The organism is Bradyrhizobium betae, assembly GCF_008932115.1.
Classification (GTDB): Bacteria; Pseudomonadota; Alphaproteobacteria; order Rhizobiales; family Xanthobacteraceae; genus Bradyrhizobium; species Bradyrhizobium betae.
In genome coordinates this window covers 2,063,527-2,076,940 of record NZ_CP044543.1, presented here as the reverse complement: position 1 = coordinate 2,076,940, position 13,414 = coordinate 2,063,527, and the positions used below count along the sequence as shown (strand labels likewise).

20 protein-coding genes are annotated in these 13,414 nt (G+C 65.0%); 10 read left to right on the top strand and 10 right to left on the bottom strand.

Annotated features, from left to right (window positions below; genetic code table 11):
• Nucleotides 1-42 precede the first annotated feature (42 nt).
• The 4 genes from pgeF to F8237_RS09900 are packed head-to-tail and all read right to left on the bottom strand — an operon-like array spanning nt 43 to nt 3,538.
• Complete coding sequence (gene pgeF / locus F8237_RS09915) at nt 43-810, bottom strand: peptidoglycan editing factor PgeF (protein WP_151644158.1); 768 nt, start codon at nt 808-810, stop codon at nt 43-45.
• On the bottom strand, nt 807-1,925 hold the full coding sequence (locus F8237_RS09910) for a class I SAM-dependent methyltransferase (RefSeq protein ID WP_151644156.1): 1,119 nt from the start codon (nt 1,923-1,925) through the stop codon (nt 807-809). The genes pgeF and F8237_RS09910 overlap by 4 nt, the downstream gene beginning before the upstream one ends.
• A 21-nt stretch (nt 1,926-1,946) precedes the next feature.
• Nucleotides 1,947-2,792 (bottom strand): prolipoprotein diacylglyceryl transferase, encoded by an 846-nt coding sequence (gene lgt, locus F8237_RS09905; RefSeq protein WP_151644154.1) that lies wholly within the window; start codon nt 2,790-2,792, stop codon nt 1,947-1,949.
• Nucleotides 2,793-2,806: 14 nt separating this feature from the next.
• The gene (locus F8237_RS09900; protein WP_151644152.1) at nt 2,807-3,538 is read right to left on the bottom strand and encodes a dienelactone hydrolase family protein; all 732 of its coding nucleotides are present in this window, start codon (nt 3,536-3,538) and stop codon (nt 2,807-2,809) included.
• Between the two features lie 155 nt (nt 3,539-3,693).
• Here F8237_RS09900 and F8237_RS09895 point away from each other — a divergent pair, with 155 nt between their 5' ends.
• The 4 genes from F8237_RS09895 to ychF all read left to right on the top strand — a co-directional run bounded on the left by F8237_RS09895 (nt 3,694) and on the right by ychF (nt 6,717).
• Entirely contained in the window at nt 3,694-3,954 is a 261-nt protein-coding gene (locus tag F8237_RS09895) for an accessory factor UbiK family protein (protein WP_151644150.1), read from the top strand.
• A 264-nt stretch (nt 3,955-4,218) separates the two neighbouring features.
• Nucleotides 4,219-4,950 (top strand): 50S ribosomal protein L25/general stress protein Ctc, encoded by a 732-nt coding sequence (locus tag F8237_RS09890; RefSeq protein ID WP_151644149.1) that lies wholly within the window; start codon nt 4,219-4,221, stop codon nt 4,948-4,950.
• Nucleotides 4,951-5,008: 58 nt separating this feature from the next.
• A complete protein-coding gene (gene pth, locus F8237_RS09885) occupies nt 5,009-5,614 on the top strand; it encodes an aminoacyl-tRNA hydrolase (protein ID WP_151644148.1) in 606 nt (201 codons plus the stop codon).
• Between the two features lie 5 nt (nt 5,615-5,619).
• Entirely contained in the window at nt 5,620-6,717 is a 1,098-nt protein-coding gene (ychF, locus tag F8237_RS09880) for a redox-regulated ATPase YchF (RefSeq protein ID WP_151644147.1), read from the top strand.
• A 146-nt stretch (nt 6,718-6,863) separates the two neighbouring features.
• Here the strand turns inward: ychF and F8237_RS09875 are convergent, their stop codons facing one another.
• Nucleotides 6,864-7,160, bottom strand: coding sequence for a DUF4282 domain-containing protein (locus tag F8237_RS09875; RefSeq protein ID WP_015688517.1), 297 nt, complete (start codon nt 7,158-7,160; stop codon nt 6,864-6,866).
• 170 nt (nt 7,161-7,330) lie between these two features.
• Here F8237_RS09875 and F8237_RS09870 point away from each other — a divergent pair, with 170 nt between their 5' ends.
• The 3 genes from F8237_RS09870 (at nt 7,331) to F8237_RS36310 (ending at nt 8,607) form a co-directional block, all read left to right on the top strand.
• A complete protein-coding gene (locus tag F8237_RS09870) occupies nt 7,331-7,783 on the top strand; it encodes a MaoC family dehydratase (protein ID WP_162005966.1) in 453 nt (150 codons plus the stop codon).
• Nucleotides 7,783-8,262, top strand: coding sequence for a MaoC family dehydratase (locus F8237_RS09865; RefSeq protein ID WP_151644145.1), 480 nt, complete (start codon nt 7,783-7,785; stop codon nt 8,260-8,262). Before F8237_RS09870 ends, F8237_RS09865 begins: the two co-directional genes overlap by 1 nt.
• Nucleotides 8,263-8,460: 198 nt before the next feature.
• The gene (locus F8237_RS36310; protein ID WP_027534250.1) at nt 8,461-8,607 is read left to right on the top strand and encodes a hypothetical protein; all 147 of its coding nucleotides are present in this window, start codon (nt 8,461-8,463) and stop codon (nt 8,605-8,607) included.
• A 65-nt stretch (nt 8,608-8,672) separates the two neighbouring features.
• Here F8237_RS36310 and F8237_RS36305 read toward each other — a convergent pair whose 3' ends face one another.
• The 5 genes from F8237_RS36305 to F8237_RS09845 all read right to left on the bottom strand — a co-directional run bounded on the left by F8237_RS36305 (nt 8,673) and on the right by F8237_RS09845 (nt 11,986).
• On the bottom strand, nt 8,673-8,810 hold the full coding sequence (locus tag F8237_RS36305; RefSeq protein ID WP_015688513.1) for a hypothetical protein: 138 nt from the start codon (nt 8,808-8,810) through the stop codon (nt 8,673-8,675).
• A 273-nt stretch (nt 8,811-9,083) separates the two neighbouring features.
• Complete coding sequence (locus F8237_RS09860; protein ID WP_015688512.1) at nt 9,084-9,509, bottom strand: hypothetical protein; 426 nt, start codon at nt 9,507-9,509, stop codon at nt 9,084-9,086.
• A gap of 190 nt (nt 9,510-9,699) precedes the next feature.
• Nucleotides 9,700-10,620, bottom strand: a complete 921-nt coding sequence (locus tag F8237_RS09855) for a hypothetical protein (RefSeq protein ID WP_151644143.1) — start codon at nt 10,618-10,620, stop codon at nt 9,700-9,702.
• Between the two features lie 243 nt (nt 10,621-10,863).
• The gene (locus F8237_RS09850; RefSeq protein WP_151644141.1) at nt 10,864-11,304 is read right to left on the bottom strand and encodes a nuclear transport factor 2 family protein; all 441 of its coding nucleotides are present in this window, start codon (nt 11,302-11,304) and stop codon (nt 10,864-10,866) included.
• 229 nt (nt 11,305-11,533) lie between these two features.
• Entirely contained in the window at nt 11,534-11,986 is a 453-nt protein-coding gene (locus tag F8237_RS09845; RefSeq protein WP_151644139.1) for a nuclear transport factor 2 family protein, read from the bottom strand.
• Nucleotides 11,987-12,186: 200 nt separating this feature from the next.
• Between F8237_RS09845 and F8237_RS09840 the strand changes: the two genes are divergently transcribed.
• From F8237_RS09840 to F8237_RS09830, 3 genes are all read left to right on the top strand, one after another.
• A complete protein-coding gene (locus F8237_RS09840; protein WP_151644137.1) occupies nt 12,187-12,423 on the top strand; it encodes a hypothetical protein in 237 nt (78 codons plus the stop codon).
• A 147-nt stretch (nt 12,424-12,570) separates the two neighbouring features.
• Nucleotides 12,571-12,957, top strand: a complete 387-nt coding sequence (locus F8237_RS09835; RefSeq protein ID WP_151644135.1) for a hypothetical protein — start codon at nt 12,571-12,573, stop codon at nt 12,955-12,957.
• Between the two features lie 7 nt (nt 12,958-12,964).
• A complete protein-coding gene (locus F8237_RS09830) occupies nt 12,965-13,327 on the top strand; it encodes a hypothetical protein (RefSeq protein ID WP_151644133.1) in 363 nt (120 codons plus the stop codon).
• Nucleotides 13,328-13,414 lie beyond the last annotated feature (87 nt).

The following is a 13,414-nucleotide window of genomic DNA, read 5'->3' as shown; positions in this document are numbered from 1 at the left end:
TTGTGTGCATCGCCCCGGCATGACACGAGGTTGCTCTTGTGTTCACCCTTCCAGCGCGATCGCGTGGATGTGCCGGCCGTAGTCCGGCTCCTTGCGATGCACCGAGCGGCGATAGCTGAAGAAGCGCTCGTCGGCGTAGGTATCCAGACCAAGGTCGTCGATCATCAGGATGCCGGCCGCCTCCAGTCGCTTGCGGATGAAGCCGGCGAGATCGAACATCGCGTGGCCGTCGCGGACCGACGGGATGAAGAACATTGCGTTGTCCGCATCGGCCTCGATGAAGCGCGCTACGAACTCGTTGCCGACCTCGTAGCTTTCCTGCCGGATCAAAGGGCCGATCGCGGCGATGATGCCGCTGCGCGTGGCGCCGAGCTTTTCCATCGCCAGGATCGTCGACTCCAGCACGCCGGTCAGCGCGCCCTTCCAGCCGGCATGTGCGCCGCCGATCACGCGGGCGTTGGGATCGACGAACAGCACCGGCCCGCAATCCGCTGTCGAGACGCCAAGGGCGATGCCCGGCGTTTTCGTCACCAGCGCATCGCCCTTCGGCCGCGGTCCGCTCGGCCATGGCGCATCGGCGACGAGCACGTCCGGCGAATGGATCTGGTGCAGGCTGAGGAAGCGCTCCGGCGCGACGCCGACATGCTCGGCCATGCGGCGGCGGTTCTCCGCGACGAGCGCCTGATCGTCATTGGATCCGAGCCCGCCGTTTAGGGCGGCGTAGATGCCGCCGGAGACGCCGCCCTCGCGCGTGAAGAAGGAATGCCGCAGCCCCGGTACGGCCGACAGCAGCGACGAAGCAAGGGTCATGAAGCGTCTCCGGCATGTTCGAGATCGCTGAGGCCCGCAAGGCCTGTCAGCCGCGGCTCGGAGATGCCGAGCACCTTGAACATCGAGCCCATGCCGCTGCGCCCGGTGTCGGTCAGGCGCTTGAGCGCGATCGAGATGTCGGTCGCAATTTCCGGCGACGCCTTCTGCATCAGGGCAGCCGCGCGCGTCTCGATGCCGACGCGCTTGAGGAAATCGCCTTGCGTCACCGGACCGTGCACGCGGGCGCCGACATCCTCGGCTGCACGCGCCAGCGCCTGGAAGTCGACATGGGCGGTGACGTCGGCCTGGCCCGGCGCCTTCAGGGGATCGGTGAAGGTGTGGCGCGCGATAGCCTGAAAGGTGTCGCCCGCATCGCTGCGCAGATGGCCGTAGTCGATGATCAGCGCGGCGCCGTCCTGGTCGCGCACGCGCGTGGCGAGCTTCATGATCTCGCTGTCGGGCCGCCATTCGAACACGGCGCCGACGGGCGCGGCGCGTACCAAAGGCGGCAGCAGCACGTCGAAACGCGGCGTCGGCTCGGCCGCCGCGCCGAATTGAAGCTTGCCGTTGGGGTCGACCTCGATCACGCGCTCGTGCCAGCCGTTCTCGCGCTTCACCATCTGGTGGATCGGCAGCACGTCGAAATATTCGTTGGCGAGGATGATGCTCGGTCCTTCCGGCACGTCGTCGATGCTGTCGTGCCAGGCGATGTTGCGCACGCCCGACAGCGTCGCATTCTGCCGCTCGCGCAGGACGGGATTGACCTCGACCATGTGGATGTGAAGCGCCTGGTAGAGCGGCGGTAGCACGCGGAGCGCGCGCAGCGCATCCGCCATCATGGTGCCGCGGCCGGGGCCGAGCTCGATCAGCCGCAGGAATTGCGGCGAGCCCATCTGCTTCCAGACCGAGGCGGTCCACAACCCCAGGAGCTCGCCGAACATCTGGCTGACCTCCGGCGAGGTGGTGAAGTCGCCCTCACGCCCGAGCGGATCGCGCGAGATGTAATAGCCATAGCGCGGGTGCATCAGGCACAGTTCCATGTACCGCCAGACCGGCATGGGGCCTGAGGATTTGATCAGCGCCTTGATCTCGTTGAGTAGCGGCTGTTCGGTCACGGTCTGTCTTCTCGAAAGAAATTAACGAATGGTCCCTGCGGGCTTCGGCGCACCGCGCCTCACAGCCAATACAATAAGTATGAGCCCGACAATAAGCATCGGGATCGACAACAGCATGCCCATGGTTAATCCGCCCCAGAGGAAGCCGAGCTGGGCGTCCGGTTCGCGGAAATGCTCGCCGGCGATCCGGGACAGGCCATAGATCAGGATGAAGGCGCCGAGGATCATGCCTGGTCGCTTCAGCGCGCCGAGGCGGATCATGATCGCGAGCACGGTGAACAGCAGGATGCCTTCCATGCCGGCCTCGTAGAGCTGGCTCGGGTGGCGCGGCAGCTGTGTGGGGTCGTTGGGGAAGATCATCGCCCAGGGCAGGCTGGGGTCCGTGGCGCGGCCCCACAATTCGCCATTGATGAAATTGGCGATGCGCCCAAGCAAGAGGCCGACCGGAGCGACCGCGGTGGTGATATCGCCGAGCGACAGGATCGAGATGCCGCTCCGGTAGGCGAACCACATCACCGCGACGACGCAGCCGAGGAAACCGCCGTGGAAGGACATGCCGCCCTCCCACAATTTGAAGATCGCGGCGGGATGATCGATGAAGAAGGGCAGATTGTAGAACAGCACATAGCCGGTGCGGCCGCCCAGAATGATGCCGAGCGTGACCCAGAGGATGAAATCGTCGATCTGCACCAGCGACATCGGCGCCGGCCCGCCCCACAGCCGCTCTTTCTTCAACAGCGAGCGTGCATAGAGCCATCCGAACACGATGCCGCTGATATAGGCCAGCGCATACCAGCGGATCGCGAACGGACCGATCTCGATCGCGATCGGCTTGAAGGCGGGAAAGTCGATGAGCAGAAAGGGCATCGCGCCTTCTATGTCTAGACGAGATTGCGGCGATAGAGCGCCAGCAGCCGCTCCCAGTGCCGCTCGGCGGCGTCGCGGTCGTAGACCGGGCGCTTGGGAAAGGCGAAGCCGTGATGCGTACCGGGATAGATCTCGACCTCGGCTTTGGCGCCGTTCATGCCCTGCTTGACCTTCTCGATGATCTCCGTGGGCGCGTAGATGTCGGTCTCGGCGCAGGCGAAATAGAGCTCGGCCCTGGTCTTGCCTCCGGCGAGATGCGGGCTGTCGTCCTGGTCGGTCGCGAGCTGTGTGCCGTAGATCGAGGCGGCGGCCTTGACGCGATCGGGAAAATGCGTGGCGGCATTGACGGCGTAGCGGCCGCTCATGCAGTAGCCGACGGTGCCGACAATCTTCGTGTTCGCGGCCGCCTGGCCCTCAGCGTAGGCGAGCAGCGCCTTGGTGTCGTCCATGATCATCGAAATCGTGAGTGAGCCCATCAGCGCGAACATGCGCTTGCGCTCCGGCGCGTTCGGATCGGCCGGCAGCGCGCCGAGCTCCATCACGCCGGAGCGGTAATAGAGGTTCGGCAGCATCACGTAATAGCCCGAGGTCGCGAGCCGCCGCGCCATGTCGCGCAGCTCCTCGCGGATCGCCGGCGCGTCCATGTAGAACAGGATGACCGGAAACGGTCCGCCCCGTTCGGGATGGCTGATGAAGGTTGCGGTGTGGCCGTCCTTGGTGGGGATTGCGATCTGCTGGTCGATCATCTCGTGCGCCTTGTGATTCTTCTTATGCACGGACGTTGAATACGATTGCAAGGAAACCGGGGCATGACAAGGATACCGCCAATCGGCCCTTGAACCGTTCCGCTCGGATTGCCATTGTCTCCTGCAAGTTCGCGCAAAGTTTATCGGAGGCCGACATGACCCAGACCAACAACCGGTTTTTCGACGAGATCGGCCGCCTGATGAACGACGCCGCTGGTGCCGCCCAGGGCGTCAAGCGTGAGTTCGACACGGTCTTGCGCACCCAGGCCGAAAAATTCCTGCGCGACATGGACCTGGTCAAGCGTGAGGAGTTCGAGGCGGTCAAGGACATGGCCCGCCTGGCGCGTGAAGAGAACGAGGCCCTGAAAGCGCGCATCACAGCGCTGGAGGCCAAGCTCGGGGGAGCGGCTAGCTGAGGTCGTCATGCCCGGGCTTGTCCCGGGCATCCATGTTCTCACCTCCACTCCCACAGGACGTGGATGGCCGGGACAAGCCCGGCCATGACGGTGTTCCGGGCCATACCGGCTGCAAAAAATCCTCGCATTTCCTTGTCATTTCCGCGTCTTCCGGGTAAAAGCCCGCCACGTCCGCGGCCCCCGCACCCCTGGAGGCTTGCTGCGGCGAACGCGATGGGCCGCCTTGCGGCCCATTAACTTTTGCAAAAACAAGGACTTAACGTTATGGCGACGACCGTCAAGGAATTGAAGGCGACCGCACGTCCGAAGAGCGGCAAGGGGGCCGCCCGGGCTGAGCGTCGCGCCGGGAGAGTGCCCGGAGTGATCTATGGCAACAACCAGCCCCCGCTCCCGATCTCGGTGGACGATCGCGAACTGCGTGCGCGCATTCTCGCCGGCCGGTTCCTGACCACGCTGGTCGACGTCGAGCTCGACGGCAAGAAGCACCGCGTGATTCCGCGCGACTACCACCTCGATCCGGTCAAGGACTTCCCGATCCACGTCGACTTCATGCGACTCGGCGAAGGCGCCACCATCCGCATCAGCGTGCCCCTGCACGTCGTGAAGTCGGAATCTTCCCCGGGCGTGAAGCGCGGCGGCGCCGTCAACATCGTCGCGCATGCGATCGAGCTCGAATGCGGCGTCGAGAGCATTCCGCAATTCATCGAAGCCGACGTCGGCTCGCTCGAGATCGGTCACTCCTTGCATCTGGCCGACATCAAGCTGCCGGCCGGCGTCAAGGCGCTGACCTCCGAGGACGCGACCCTCGTCACCATCGTGCCGCCCTCCGGCTACGCCGAAGAGCAGAAGGCTGCGGCTGCCGCCACGGCTCCGGGTGCTGCTGCGGCTCCGGCGGCTGGTGCTGCTCCGGCGGCTGGCGCTGCGGCGCCGGCGGCTGGCGCGAAGGCTCCGGCAGCGGCTGCCAAGGCTCCCGCCGGCGGCGACAAGAAGAAGTAATCTCTCAAAGCTGGCGCGCGGTCTCTGATCGCGCGCCGAGCGAGGGGCGCGCCGCGTCATGCGACTGTTTGTTGGGCTCGGCAATCCCGGCGCGAAATACGCACGTAACCGGCACAATATCGGCTTCATGGCCGTCGACGAGATCGCGCGTCGTCATGGTTTCGCGCCATGGCGCCGCAGGTTTCAGGGCGAGACCTCGGAAGGTGCGCTCGGCACTGAGCGCGTGATCCTGCTCAAGCCCACGACCTACATGAACGATTCCGGCCGCAGCGTTCAGGAAGCTGCCAGCTTCTTCAAGATCGCGCCCGGCGACGTCACCGTGTTCCACGACGAGCTCGAGCTGCCTCCGGGCAAGGTGCGGGTGAAGATCGGCGGCGGCATCGCCGGCCACAACGGCCTGCGTTCGATCTCGGCGCATATCGGCAACGACTACCGCCGGGTCCGGCTTGGCATCGGTCATCCCGGCGTCAAGGAATTGGTGCACGGCCACGTGCTGTCGGACTTCGCCAAGGCCGACAACGACTGGGTCGCGACCCTCTGCGACGCTGTTGCCGAGCACGCCGCGCTGATCGCCAAGGGCACCGACGCGACCTTCGCCAACAGGGTGCATCTCGCGATGCAGGCGAAGGGATTTTTGACCAAGGACGACAACGGCAAGGAATAACGCTCGTGGGATTCAAATGCGGGATCGTCGGATTGCCCAATGTCGGCAAGTCGACCTTGTTCAATGCGCTGACCGAGACGGCCGCGGCGCAGGCCGCGAACTATCCGTTCTGCACCATCGAGCCGAATGTCGGTGAGGTCGCGGTGCCTGATCCGCGGCTCGACAAGCTCGCGGCGATCGCCAAGTCCGGACAGATCATTCCGACCCGGCTGACCTTCGTCGACATCGCCGGGCTCGTGCGCGGCGCTTCGAAGGGTGAAGGCCTCGGCAACCAGTTCCTCGCCAACATCCGCGAGGTCGACGCCATCGCGCATGTCGTGCGCTGCTTTGAAGATTCCGACATCACCCATGTCGAGGGCAAGATCGCCCCGCTCGCCGACATCGAGACCATCGAGACCGAGCTGATGCTCGCCGATCTCGACAGCCTCGAGAAGCGCGTCGACAATCTCACCAAGAAGGCCAAGGGCAACGACAAGGACGCCAAGGAGCAGCTCGACCTCGTCAACCGCACGCTGGTGCTGCTGCGCGAGGGCAAGCCCGCGCGCCTCGTCGAACGCAAGGCGGAGGAGGAGCGCGCCTTCGGCATGCTCGGCCTGCTGTCGTCGAAGCCCGTGCTCTATGTCTGCAACGTCGAGGAAGGTTCGGCCGCGACGGGCAATTCGTTCTCCAAGGCGGTGCAGGACCAGGCCGCCAAGGAAGGCGCGATTGCCGTCGTCATCTCCGCCAAGATCGAATCCGAGATCGCCACCATTTCACGCGAAGAGCGTGCTGACTTCCTCGAGACGCTGGGCCTCGAAGAGGCCGGCCTCGATCGCCTGATCCGCGCCGGCTACACGCTGCTCGACCTCATCACCTATTTCACGGTGGGCCCGAAGGAAGCGCGCGCCTGGACCATCCATCGCGGCACCAAGGCGCCGGGCGCAGCCGGTGTGATCCACACCGACTTCGAGAAGGGCTTCATCCGTGCCGAGACCATCGCGTTTGAGGATTACGTGGCATTCAACGGCGAAGCCGGCGCCCGCGATGCCGGCAAGCTCCGCCTCGAAGGCAAGGAATACGTCGTCGCCGACGGCGACGTGATGCATTTTAGGTTCAATACGTAAGACGCTGGCTGCGTGCCCCGGACGCAGCGCAGCGCTTCTTCAGCGGTGCGCTGCAGAGCCGGAGCCCAGAAACCTTGCCTGCGGATGCATGGGTCCCGGCTCTGCGTCGCGTCACTACGTGACGCGCCGCGTCCGGGACACGAGCGCTACCGCATCCCGCCGCCCTGGTCCCTGATCGCGCCGAGATGCTCGTTGATGCGGAAGATGATCAGGATCAGCTCCGCGATGATGCGCGAGAACACGATGCCGACCACGACACTGGCGATCGACGACAGCAGCAGCAGGAAGCCGCCGAACGGGCTGATCGCCATCGCAGCCAGGCCGGAAAAGATGCCGGAGAGGCCGAACAGGCAGATCAGCGCGATCACCAGCCAGTAGAAGGTCTTGATGATCGTCGGCGTGATGAACCGGTCCCACTGAAACAGGTCGCTGAATGAAAACATTGCTCTCCCCAGGGCAAATCGGGCCTTGTCAAATCGGGTTTTTGGCCCTCGATTGATCCGACTCAAGGCCAAAGCCGCCACCTTGAATGTAGCACGAGCCATGCGGGCCGGCGGGTTGAGATTGCCGCAAACTGCGGCCACAATCTGTCCTTTCCTCCAGCAATCCAAAGATGACCCTGACCTTCGAAGACTTCCCGCCCGGCCGGTTCGGAACGTTCGGCCCGCGCCATGTCACCCGCGACGAGATCCTGGCCTTTGCCGCCGAGTTCGATCCGCAGCCGATGCACCTCGACGAGGAGGCGGCGGCCAATAGCATGCTGCGCGGCCTGTCCGGCTCCGGCTGGCACCTCTGCTCGCTGATGATGCGGATGATGGCCGACGGCTTCATCACCCGCGCCGCATCGCTCGGCTCCCCCGGCGTCGACGAGGTGCGCTGGCTGTCGCCCTTGCGGCCCGGCGACGATCTCATGCTCGACGTCGATGTCGTGGAAGCCCGCGCCTCGAAGAGCCGCCCCGAGCTTGGCATCGTCAAGTTCAAATGCACTGTGCGCAACGCGACGGGCCAGACATTGTGCGAGATGACCTCGCCGATCCTGATCAAGCGGCGCGAGGGAGCGGTCTGATGCGGTTCTTCGACGACATCGAGATCGGTCACCGCCGCGAGATCGGCGCCTACAATTTCACCGCGGACTCCATCAAGACCTTCGCCGCGAAGTTCGATCCGCAGCGCTTTCACCTCGACGAGGAGGAGGGCAAGAACTCGCTGTTCGGCGGGCTCGCGGCTTCGGGCTGGCATGTCGGCTCGGCCTGCATGAGCCTGCTTGTCGCCGACGGCCAGCGCCTGGCGCGCGAAGCCGCGTCGCGCGGCGAGGAGGTCGCGGTGTGGGGCCCGTCGCCGGGCTTTCGCGATCTGCGCTGGATCAGGCCGGTGCTCGCCGGCGACACGATCAGCTACGTCAATGTCGTCGTCGACAAGCGCAGCTCCGCCTCGCGTCCCGGATGGGGCATTTTGACGGCCCGCACCACCGGCACCAACCAGCGCGGCGAGGAGGTCTATTCCATCACCGCCAGCGCTTTCGTGCCGATGCGGAAGAGCGGCTAGATTCGTTCCAAATGAACGGCCGAAAAGAGCGCGCGAGTGTTGCCCGCGCGCTATGGACGCGATTCGGGGTGGCTGGCATAAGCCTGCGCAACATGGTGACCCCGCAAAGCAGTTGGCGGAACCATCGAGTTGCTAACCAATTATGAACCTGTCGCTGTCTATTTGAACGAACTGGGCAGAGTACAGGGGACGAGGACCATGGCAGATCGCGGCGCACTCAAGCTTGTCGGATTCATCTTTGCTACCGCGACGCTGGCCGTGATGCTGGTCGCCGGCATGGTGGTGAAGGGCTATGCCGACGGCGCCTACACCCTGGAAGCCTCGAGCGTCGACGCGAGCCGTTAACGGTTCGTTAACTCCGCGGGGCCGCGACGCGGCCTCCGCGCGGGGCCGCACAGCGGCCTCCGCCCTCAGCGGCTATAGACGAACGCCAATATCGCGATCGCAACCGCCAGCAACCCGACAAAGCGCAGCATGATCGTGCCGAACTGGTTCGGCGCCGGCCGCATCGGTATCGGGTCCGTGGTGTCGGGCCGTATGCTTTCCATCTGAAATGTCCCCAAGCCCGGCCGCAAAGGCAGCGGGCGCTTGGCGTTAGTCGGCGCGGGGGCTGGGAGGGTTCAATAGCGAAGCCCTCCGCTGTCATGCCCCGCGCAGGCGGGGCATCCGGTACGCCGCGGCGTCTCGGTTCAATCACTGCCGTCTCTGGAATACTGGGTCGTCCGGTCAAGCCGGACGACGACAGCGAGAGCGTGCGGCAGAATCAAAACCGCCGCACCCCTGTCGGAACGCGGCGGCTGGTGATGCGTGACGTTGAGCGATCAGCTGTTGCGCAGGCCGTCGGCGGCGCGCTTCCACTGCGCGACGTTGTCGGCGATCATGCGGGTCGACTTCATCGCGGCCTGGCTGAGCTGGGCGTAGCCGGAGATCTCGCGCTGGACGCGCTGGCCTTCGGCGTGCAGCAAATCGCGCAGGCTCTCGAGCTCGGAGATCAGGTTTTCGATCTCGGCGAGCGAGGTGCCGGCGACGCGCTGGATCAGCGAGTTGACGTTGGTGACGGTGGCCTCCGCGCTCGGATCGAGCGGCGGCGCATCGGTGGTGGCGGTCGCCGCCGGCCGGCGCAGATAGGCAATGTCGTTGCGGACGAAGTCGCGGATGCCGGCTTCGACCTCGGTGACGGCGGCGAGGTTGGTGTCGACCGTCTCGGTCTCGGTGGTCTCGGTCTTTTCCGGACGCATGGCGTTCATCGTTGTTCCCCTGTTCGCGTTGAGCGCAGCGCGAGTGTCCCCCGCACGACGACGTCTGTAAGGCCGTCGCATCAGGGCGCCGGATTTTGGCCGCAACTTGGCCGAGATGCGGCAAGGGCGGTCCATTCGGGGGCTTTGCCGTGGCGTAAGGTTAGCAGAGCGTGAACGCGGAAAGAGTGGAGCGCCCGCGCTACCAGCTCTTCTTGAAGCCCGCCGACAGGCTCTTGTTGATCGCGCCTTGCGAGGTCTCGCCGACGGAGCCGGAGACGGTGACGTTGTCGAACAGCTTTTGCTCGGCGCCGACCTTGCGCAGCCATTTGTCGTCGGTGGTCGACAGCGTCTGGCCGGCGGTGATGCTGGTGCCGGTGTCGGTGATGGTGACCTTGGCGGTCTGGTCGGTTCCGTAGTTGCGCGTGACGTGCCCGCCGACGCCGGGCAAGGCCGTCGTGCCTTGCTGGTTGACGCTGTAGCCGTTCTGCAGCGTCAGCGACGTGTCGCCCGACAGCGGCACCGACTTGGTCAGCGATGCTCCGATCTTGCTCTGCTCGGCGCCGGGATCGACGCGGGCTTCCACCGCGGTCTTGTCCCAGATCACGCCCGCCCCTGGCGCGGTCGCCGCCGCCCAGGCGCTGCCGGAGGATTGCGGCAGGTTGCCGCCATTGGTGGCCTTCTGCGCCAGCAGCTCGGACATCGTGCGCGGCTCGCTCGTCACCGTCATGTCGGCGCCGATTCGGGCGTCCCAGAACGACGAGACCGACTGCTTCACCGTCACGGCCGAGGAGCCGTTGGCATTGGCGTTCGACGACCAGTTCATGCCGTCCTTGGCGGCGGCCTGGGCGCGCTTCTTGGCGGCGGCGATTTCGCTCGCGGTGCCGGCGTCGACCGCGAGCTGGCTCCAGTCGAGCTTGTCGACGTCGATGCCTTTGAGCACGTCGGGGTCGTTGACGTCGGGGGTCTCAGCGGCCTCGGTTTCGGTCTCGTCGTCGGGCGCGGCAGCTGTGGGCGAGAAGGGCGGAATGATCTGCGCCGAGACTGTCAGCACCGAGCCCAGAATGAACACAGCCGCCAGCACCGGCAGCCTGGTCCAGCCAAAACCTGTCGAAAATTCCATCGTCCTGCCCGCGAGCCCAGTTCGCACCCAGGATGCGGAACCATCGTTGCAAAATTGTGGCGTGGTGCTGCTCTGCACAAGTACGGGATGCCGCAGCCCCCCTAAATGACGAACCAACGGGCCGCGCGAAAGGCGCGCGCCCGGTGACGAGCTTCTCCACGACGGCATCCGGCGGGGCTGGAGGCCAGGACGTCGCGGGCGCATCATCACCGGTCCCGAACTGCGGGGCCCGTTGGTGTCCCTTCAGCCGACGCTGGTCATCCTTGGCAGATGAATGGCGCGGCCGAGCGCCTGCTCGACCAGGTCGAAGCTGTCGACCAGCACGCGCATGCTGACGAGCTTGCCCGCCCTGAACTGGGCGAACTGCGCCACCCGCAAGCTGATCGGCTTGTCGGAATCCAGCGCGGTCAGCGAATAGCGCAGCATCGAGGCGGCGGAATCGACGCCGAGCATGATGCTCTCGCGGTCGAAGCGGCGGACACGGAAATTGTCGGCGAGCTGGTGGATGACGTCGAGCACGGCGTCCTTGCCCTGGCGCGCGCCGAGGAACGGAAACATGTCGATCGGGCCATAGATCGCCCACTCGACGTCCTCGTCGATCAGGGCCTCGATGTCCTCGAAATGCCGGTCGTTGATCGCGCGGTGCAACGCGCGCGAGAAACGCCAGAGGCTGTGCTCTGTCATTTTGGGGCGTCCTGAAGCTGGCTCGTAAAAACGAAAAACAACCCCATACACAGTAGGCGCCGCGGGGTTGCTTCAATTCGTTCGTGTACAAACAAATAGGCTCGATTTGCGGAAATGCAAATCACGATATTGCAATGCACAATTGAGCGCTGTTTGTAAGATTTACAATAGAACCCCGTATTTTACCGGGCGCCACCGGGAACTGGTCACGCTGCGACGTCCCGGCGCGCTAGCTGCCGTCGACACGCGCGCCCAAAAGCAGCGGTCCGATCTCGCGCTCGAGCACCTGTTGCACCAGATCGTAGGAATCGATGATTTCGCGGATCTGCGCCACCAGCCCGCCACGGAAGCTGTAGAACACCGCCATGTCGAACTGCACGATGCGGTCGTTGCTGCGCTTCCTGAAATAGGTGTGCATGTAGGTCGCGACCTCGTCGCCGTCGGCGAGGATATGCGGCGCCTTGTAGCGGATGTCCGAATAGCGCGACCAGATCGTCTGCCAGAGCGCACGCAATTCGGCCTTGCCATGGCGCGGCACCATGTGCGGCAGCACGTCGATCGGCGCGTGGGTGAGGAAGTCGACGTCGTCGGTGCAGCACGACAGCGCGGCCTCGATATCGCCGCGCGCAAAACTGTCGAGCAGGTTCAGCACCCGTTGCCTGTTCAGCGATTCAACCGTCATGCCGCTCCCGCCCCATTGGCCGTGGAATGCAACGCTATCGTGCAGCTTGCGGGTCCAGCAATCCGCAAAAACACAGAGCCCTGCCGCGATTGGTCATGTGTCGATGGATCGCGGTTCACATGCGACATGCGGCGAATGCTGGAACCGGAACCGGCTTGCGCTCGTTGAGATGCCGATCATTCATCCGGAGACATCGATCCATGAAATCCCCGCTTCTCGCCGTCGCCGCCGCGGTTCTCATGCTGGGCGCGACCTCCGCCGCTAACGCCAAGGGCTGCATCAAGGGCGCCGTCGTCGGCGGCGTCGCCGGCCATTATGCCGGTCATCACGGCGTCCTCGGCGCCGCCGCCGGCTGCCTCTACGGCCGCCATCGCGCCAAGGAACAGGAAAGGCAGCAGCAACAACAGAGCCAGGTGAACGGGCAGGGCAAGCTGTAGCCCCCGTCATTCCGGGGCGCGCGAAAGCGCGAACCCGGAATCCATCGGGCCGCACCTCCGGCAGCCGATTGATGCGCGTGACCCATCTCACATCACGCCCGTCCCGGCGCAGCTACCGTCATCGGCATGTCATCAGGGAGACGTGCCATGGCTTCCATCGCCGCCGCAAGAAAGTCCCGCCTTCACAACGCAGTCGAAGGCCTCGCGCTGACGGCGGTTCTGCAAAGCTTCCCGACCTTCGCCGCCGCCGCCTTCCTGCTCAAGCTCTGCGGCAACCACGACCTCGTCGGCGACCCCGGCGTCGCCATCTTCGTCGCATTCGCCTCGCTCGCCCACGCGATGCTGGCCGTGACCCTGGGCCCGAGCTTCCCCGCCTTCTTCAAGACCGTCTACGAACCAAAATTCTTCGAGGCCCATCTGTCGCTCGCCGACAAGATCACGGCATGGCGCACCCAGCCCGTCGCCTCGCTCCAGCTCGTGACCATCGTGCTGCTGCTGTCGGTGATGGCCGTGGTGACAGCGAGCGTGGGGTGATCGCGTCATGGCCTCGATCACCGCGCCGAAATTTGGCCCGCTCAACTGGCTCGAAGGCTTTGCGCTGACCGCGACGCTACAGGGCTTCCCGATCTTCGCCGCGGCCTCGCTGATGGTGAAGCTCTTGGGCGACGGCCGCGGCAGCAGCCCCGTCCTCACTATTGCGCTGGCGTCGGTCTTCTACAGCATCTTCGTCATTTCGGTCGGGTCGGCATTCCCAAAGCTCAAGAGCGGCTACGAAGCGCAGTTCTTCGACGCGAGCCTTTCCCTCTCCGAAAAGATCGCCCGCTGGCGCGGCAAGCCGACAACCTCGCTGCAACTCATGGCATCCGTGCTGTTGCTGTCGCTGCTGGCGACGATCGCGGGGTGAGGGCCGAAATCTCTCCGCGCGTCATTCCGGGGCGCCGCAAAGCGGCGAGCCCGGAATCCATGGCCACGACAAGCGCGCACGATACCG

Coding starts and splice junctions, on each gene's coding strand:
- F8237_RS09895 (WP_151644150.1), top strand. CDS start 3,694: ATGACCCAGACCAACAACCGGTTTTTCGACGAGATCGGCCGCCTGATG.
- F8237_RS09850 (WP_151644141.1), bottom strand. CDS start 11,304: ATGACAGAGCACAGCCTCTGGCGTTTCTCGCGCGCGTTGCACCGCGCG.
- F8237_RS36310 (WP_027534250.1), top strand. CDS start 8,461: ATGGCAGATCGCGGCGCACTCAAGCTTGTCGGATTCATCTTTGCTACC.
- F8237_RS09845 (WP_151644139.1), bottom strand. CDS start 11,986: ATGACGGTTGAATCGCTGAACAGGCAACGGGTGCTGAACCTGCTCGAC.
- F8237_RS09860 (WP_015688512.1), bottom strand. CDS start 9,509: ATGAACGCCATGCGTCCGGAAAAGACCGAGACCACCGAGACCGAGACG.
- F8237_RS09890 (WP_151644149.1), top strand. CDS start 4,219: ATGGCGACGACCGTCAAGGAATTGAAGGCGACCGCACGTCCGAAGAGC.
- F8237_RS09855 (WP_151644143.1), bottom strand. CDS start 10,620: ATGGAATTTTCGACAGGTTTTGGCTGGACCAGGCTGCCGGTGCTGGCG.
- F8237_RS09840 (WP_151644137.1), top strand. CDS start 12,187: ATGAAATCCCCGCTTCTCGCCGTCGCCGCCGCGGTTCTCATGCTGGGC.
- lgt (WP_151644154.1), bottom strand. CDS start 2,792: ATGCCCTTTCTGCTCATCGACTTTCCCGCCTTCAAGCCGATCGCGATC.
- F8237_RS36305 (WP_015688513.1), bottom strand. CDS start 8,810: ATGGAAAGCATACGGCCCGACACCACGGACCCGATACCGATGCGGCCG.
- F8237_RS09830 (WP_151644133.1), top strand. CDS start 12,965: ATGGCCTCGATCACCGCGCCGAAATTTGGCCCGCTCAACTGGCTCGAA.
- F8237_RS09865 (WP_151644145.1), top strand. CDS start 7,783: ATGCGGTTCTTCGACGACATCGAGATCGGTCACCGCCGCGAGATCGGC.
- F8237_RS09900 (WP_151644152.1), bottom strand. CDS start 3,538: ATGATCGACCAGCAGATCGCAATCCCCACCAAGGACGGCCACACCGCA.
- F8237_RS09835 (WP_151644135.1), top strand. CDS start 12,571: ATGGCTTCCATCGCCGCCGCAAGAAAGTCCCGCCTTCACAACGCAGTC.
- pgeF (WP_151644158.1), bottom strand. CDS start 810: ATGACCCTTGCTTCGTCGCTGCTGTCGGCCGTACCGGGGCTGCGGCAT.
- F8237_RS09875 (WP_015688517.1), bottom strand. CDS start 7,160: ATGTTTTCATTCAGCGACCTGTTTCAGTGGGACCGGTTCATCACGCCG.
- pth (WP_151644148.1), top strand. CDS start 5,009: ATGCGACTGTTTGTTGGGCTCGGCAATCCCGGCGCGAAATACGCACGT.
- F8237_RS09870 (WP_162005966.1), top strand. CDS start 7,331: ATGACCCTGACCTTCGAAGACTTCCCGCCCGGCCGGTTCGGAACGTTC.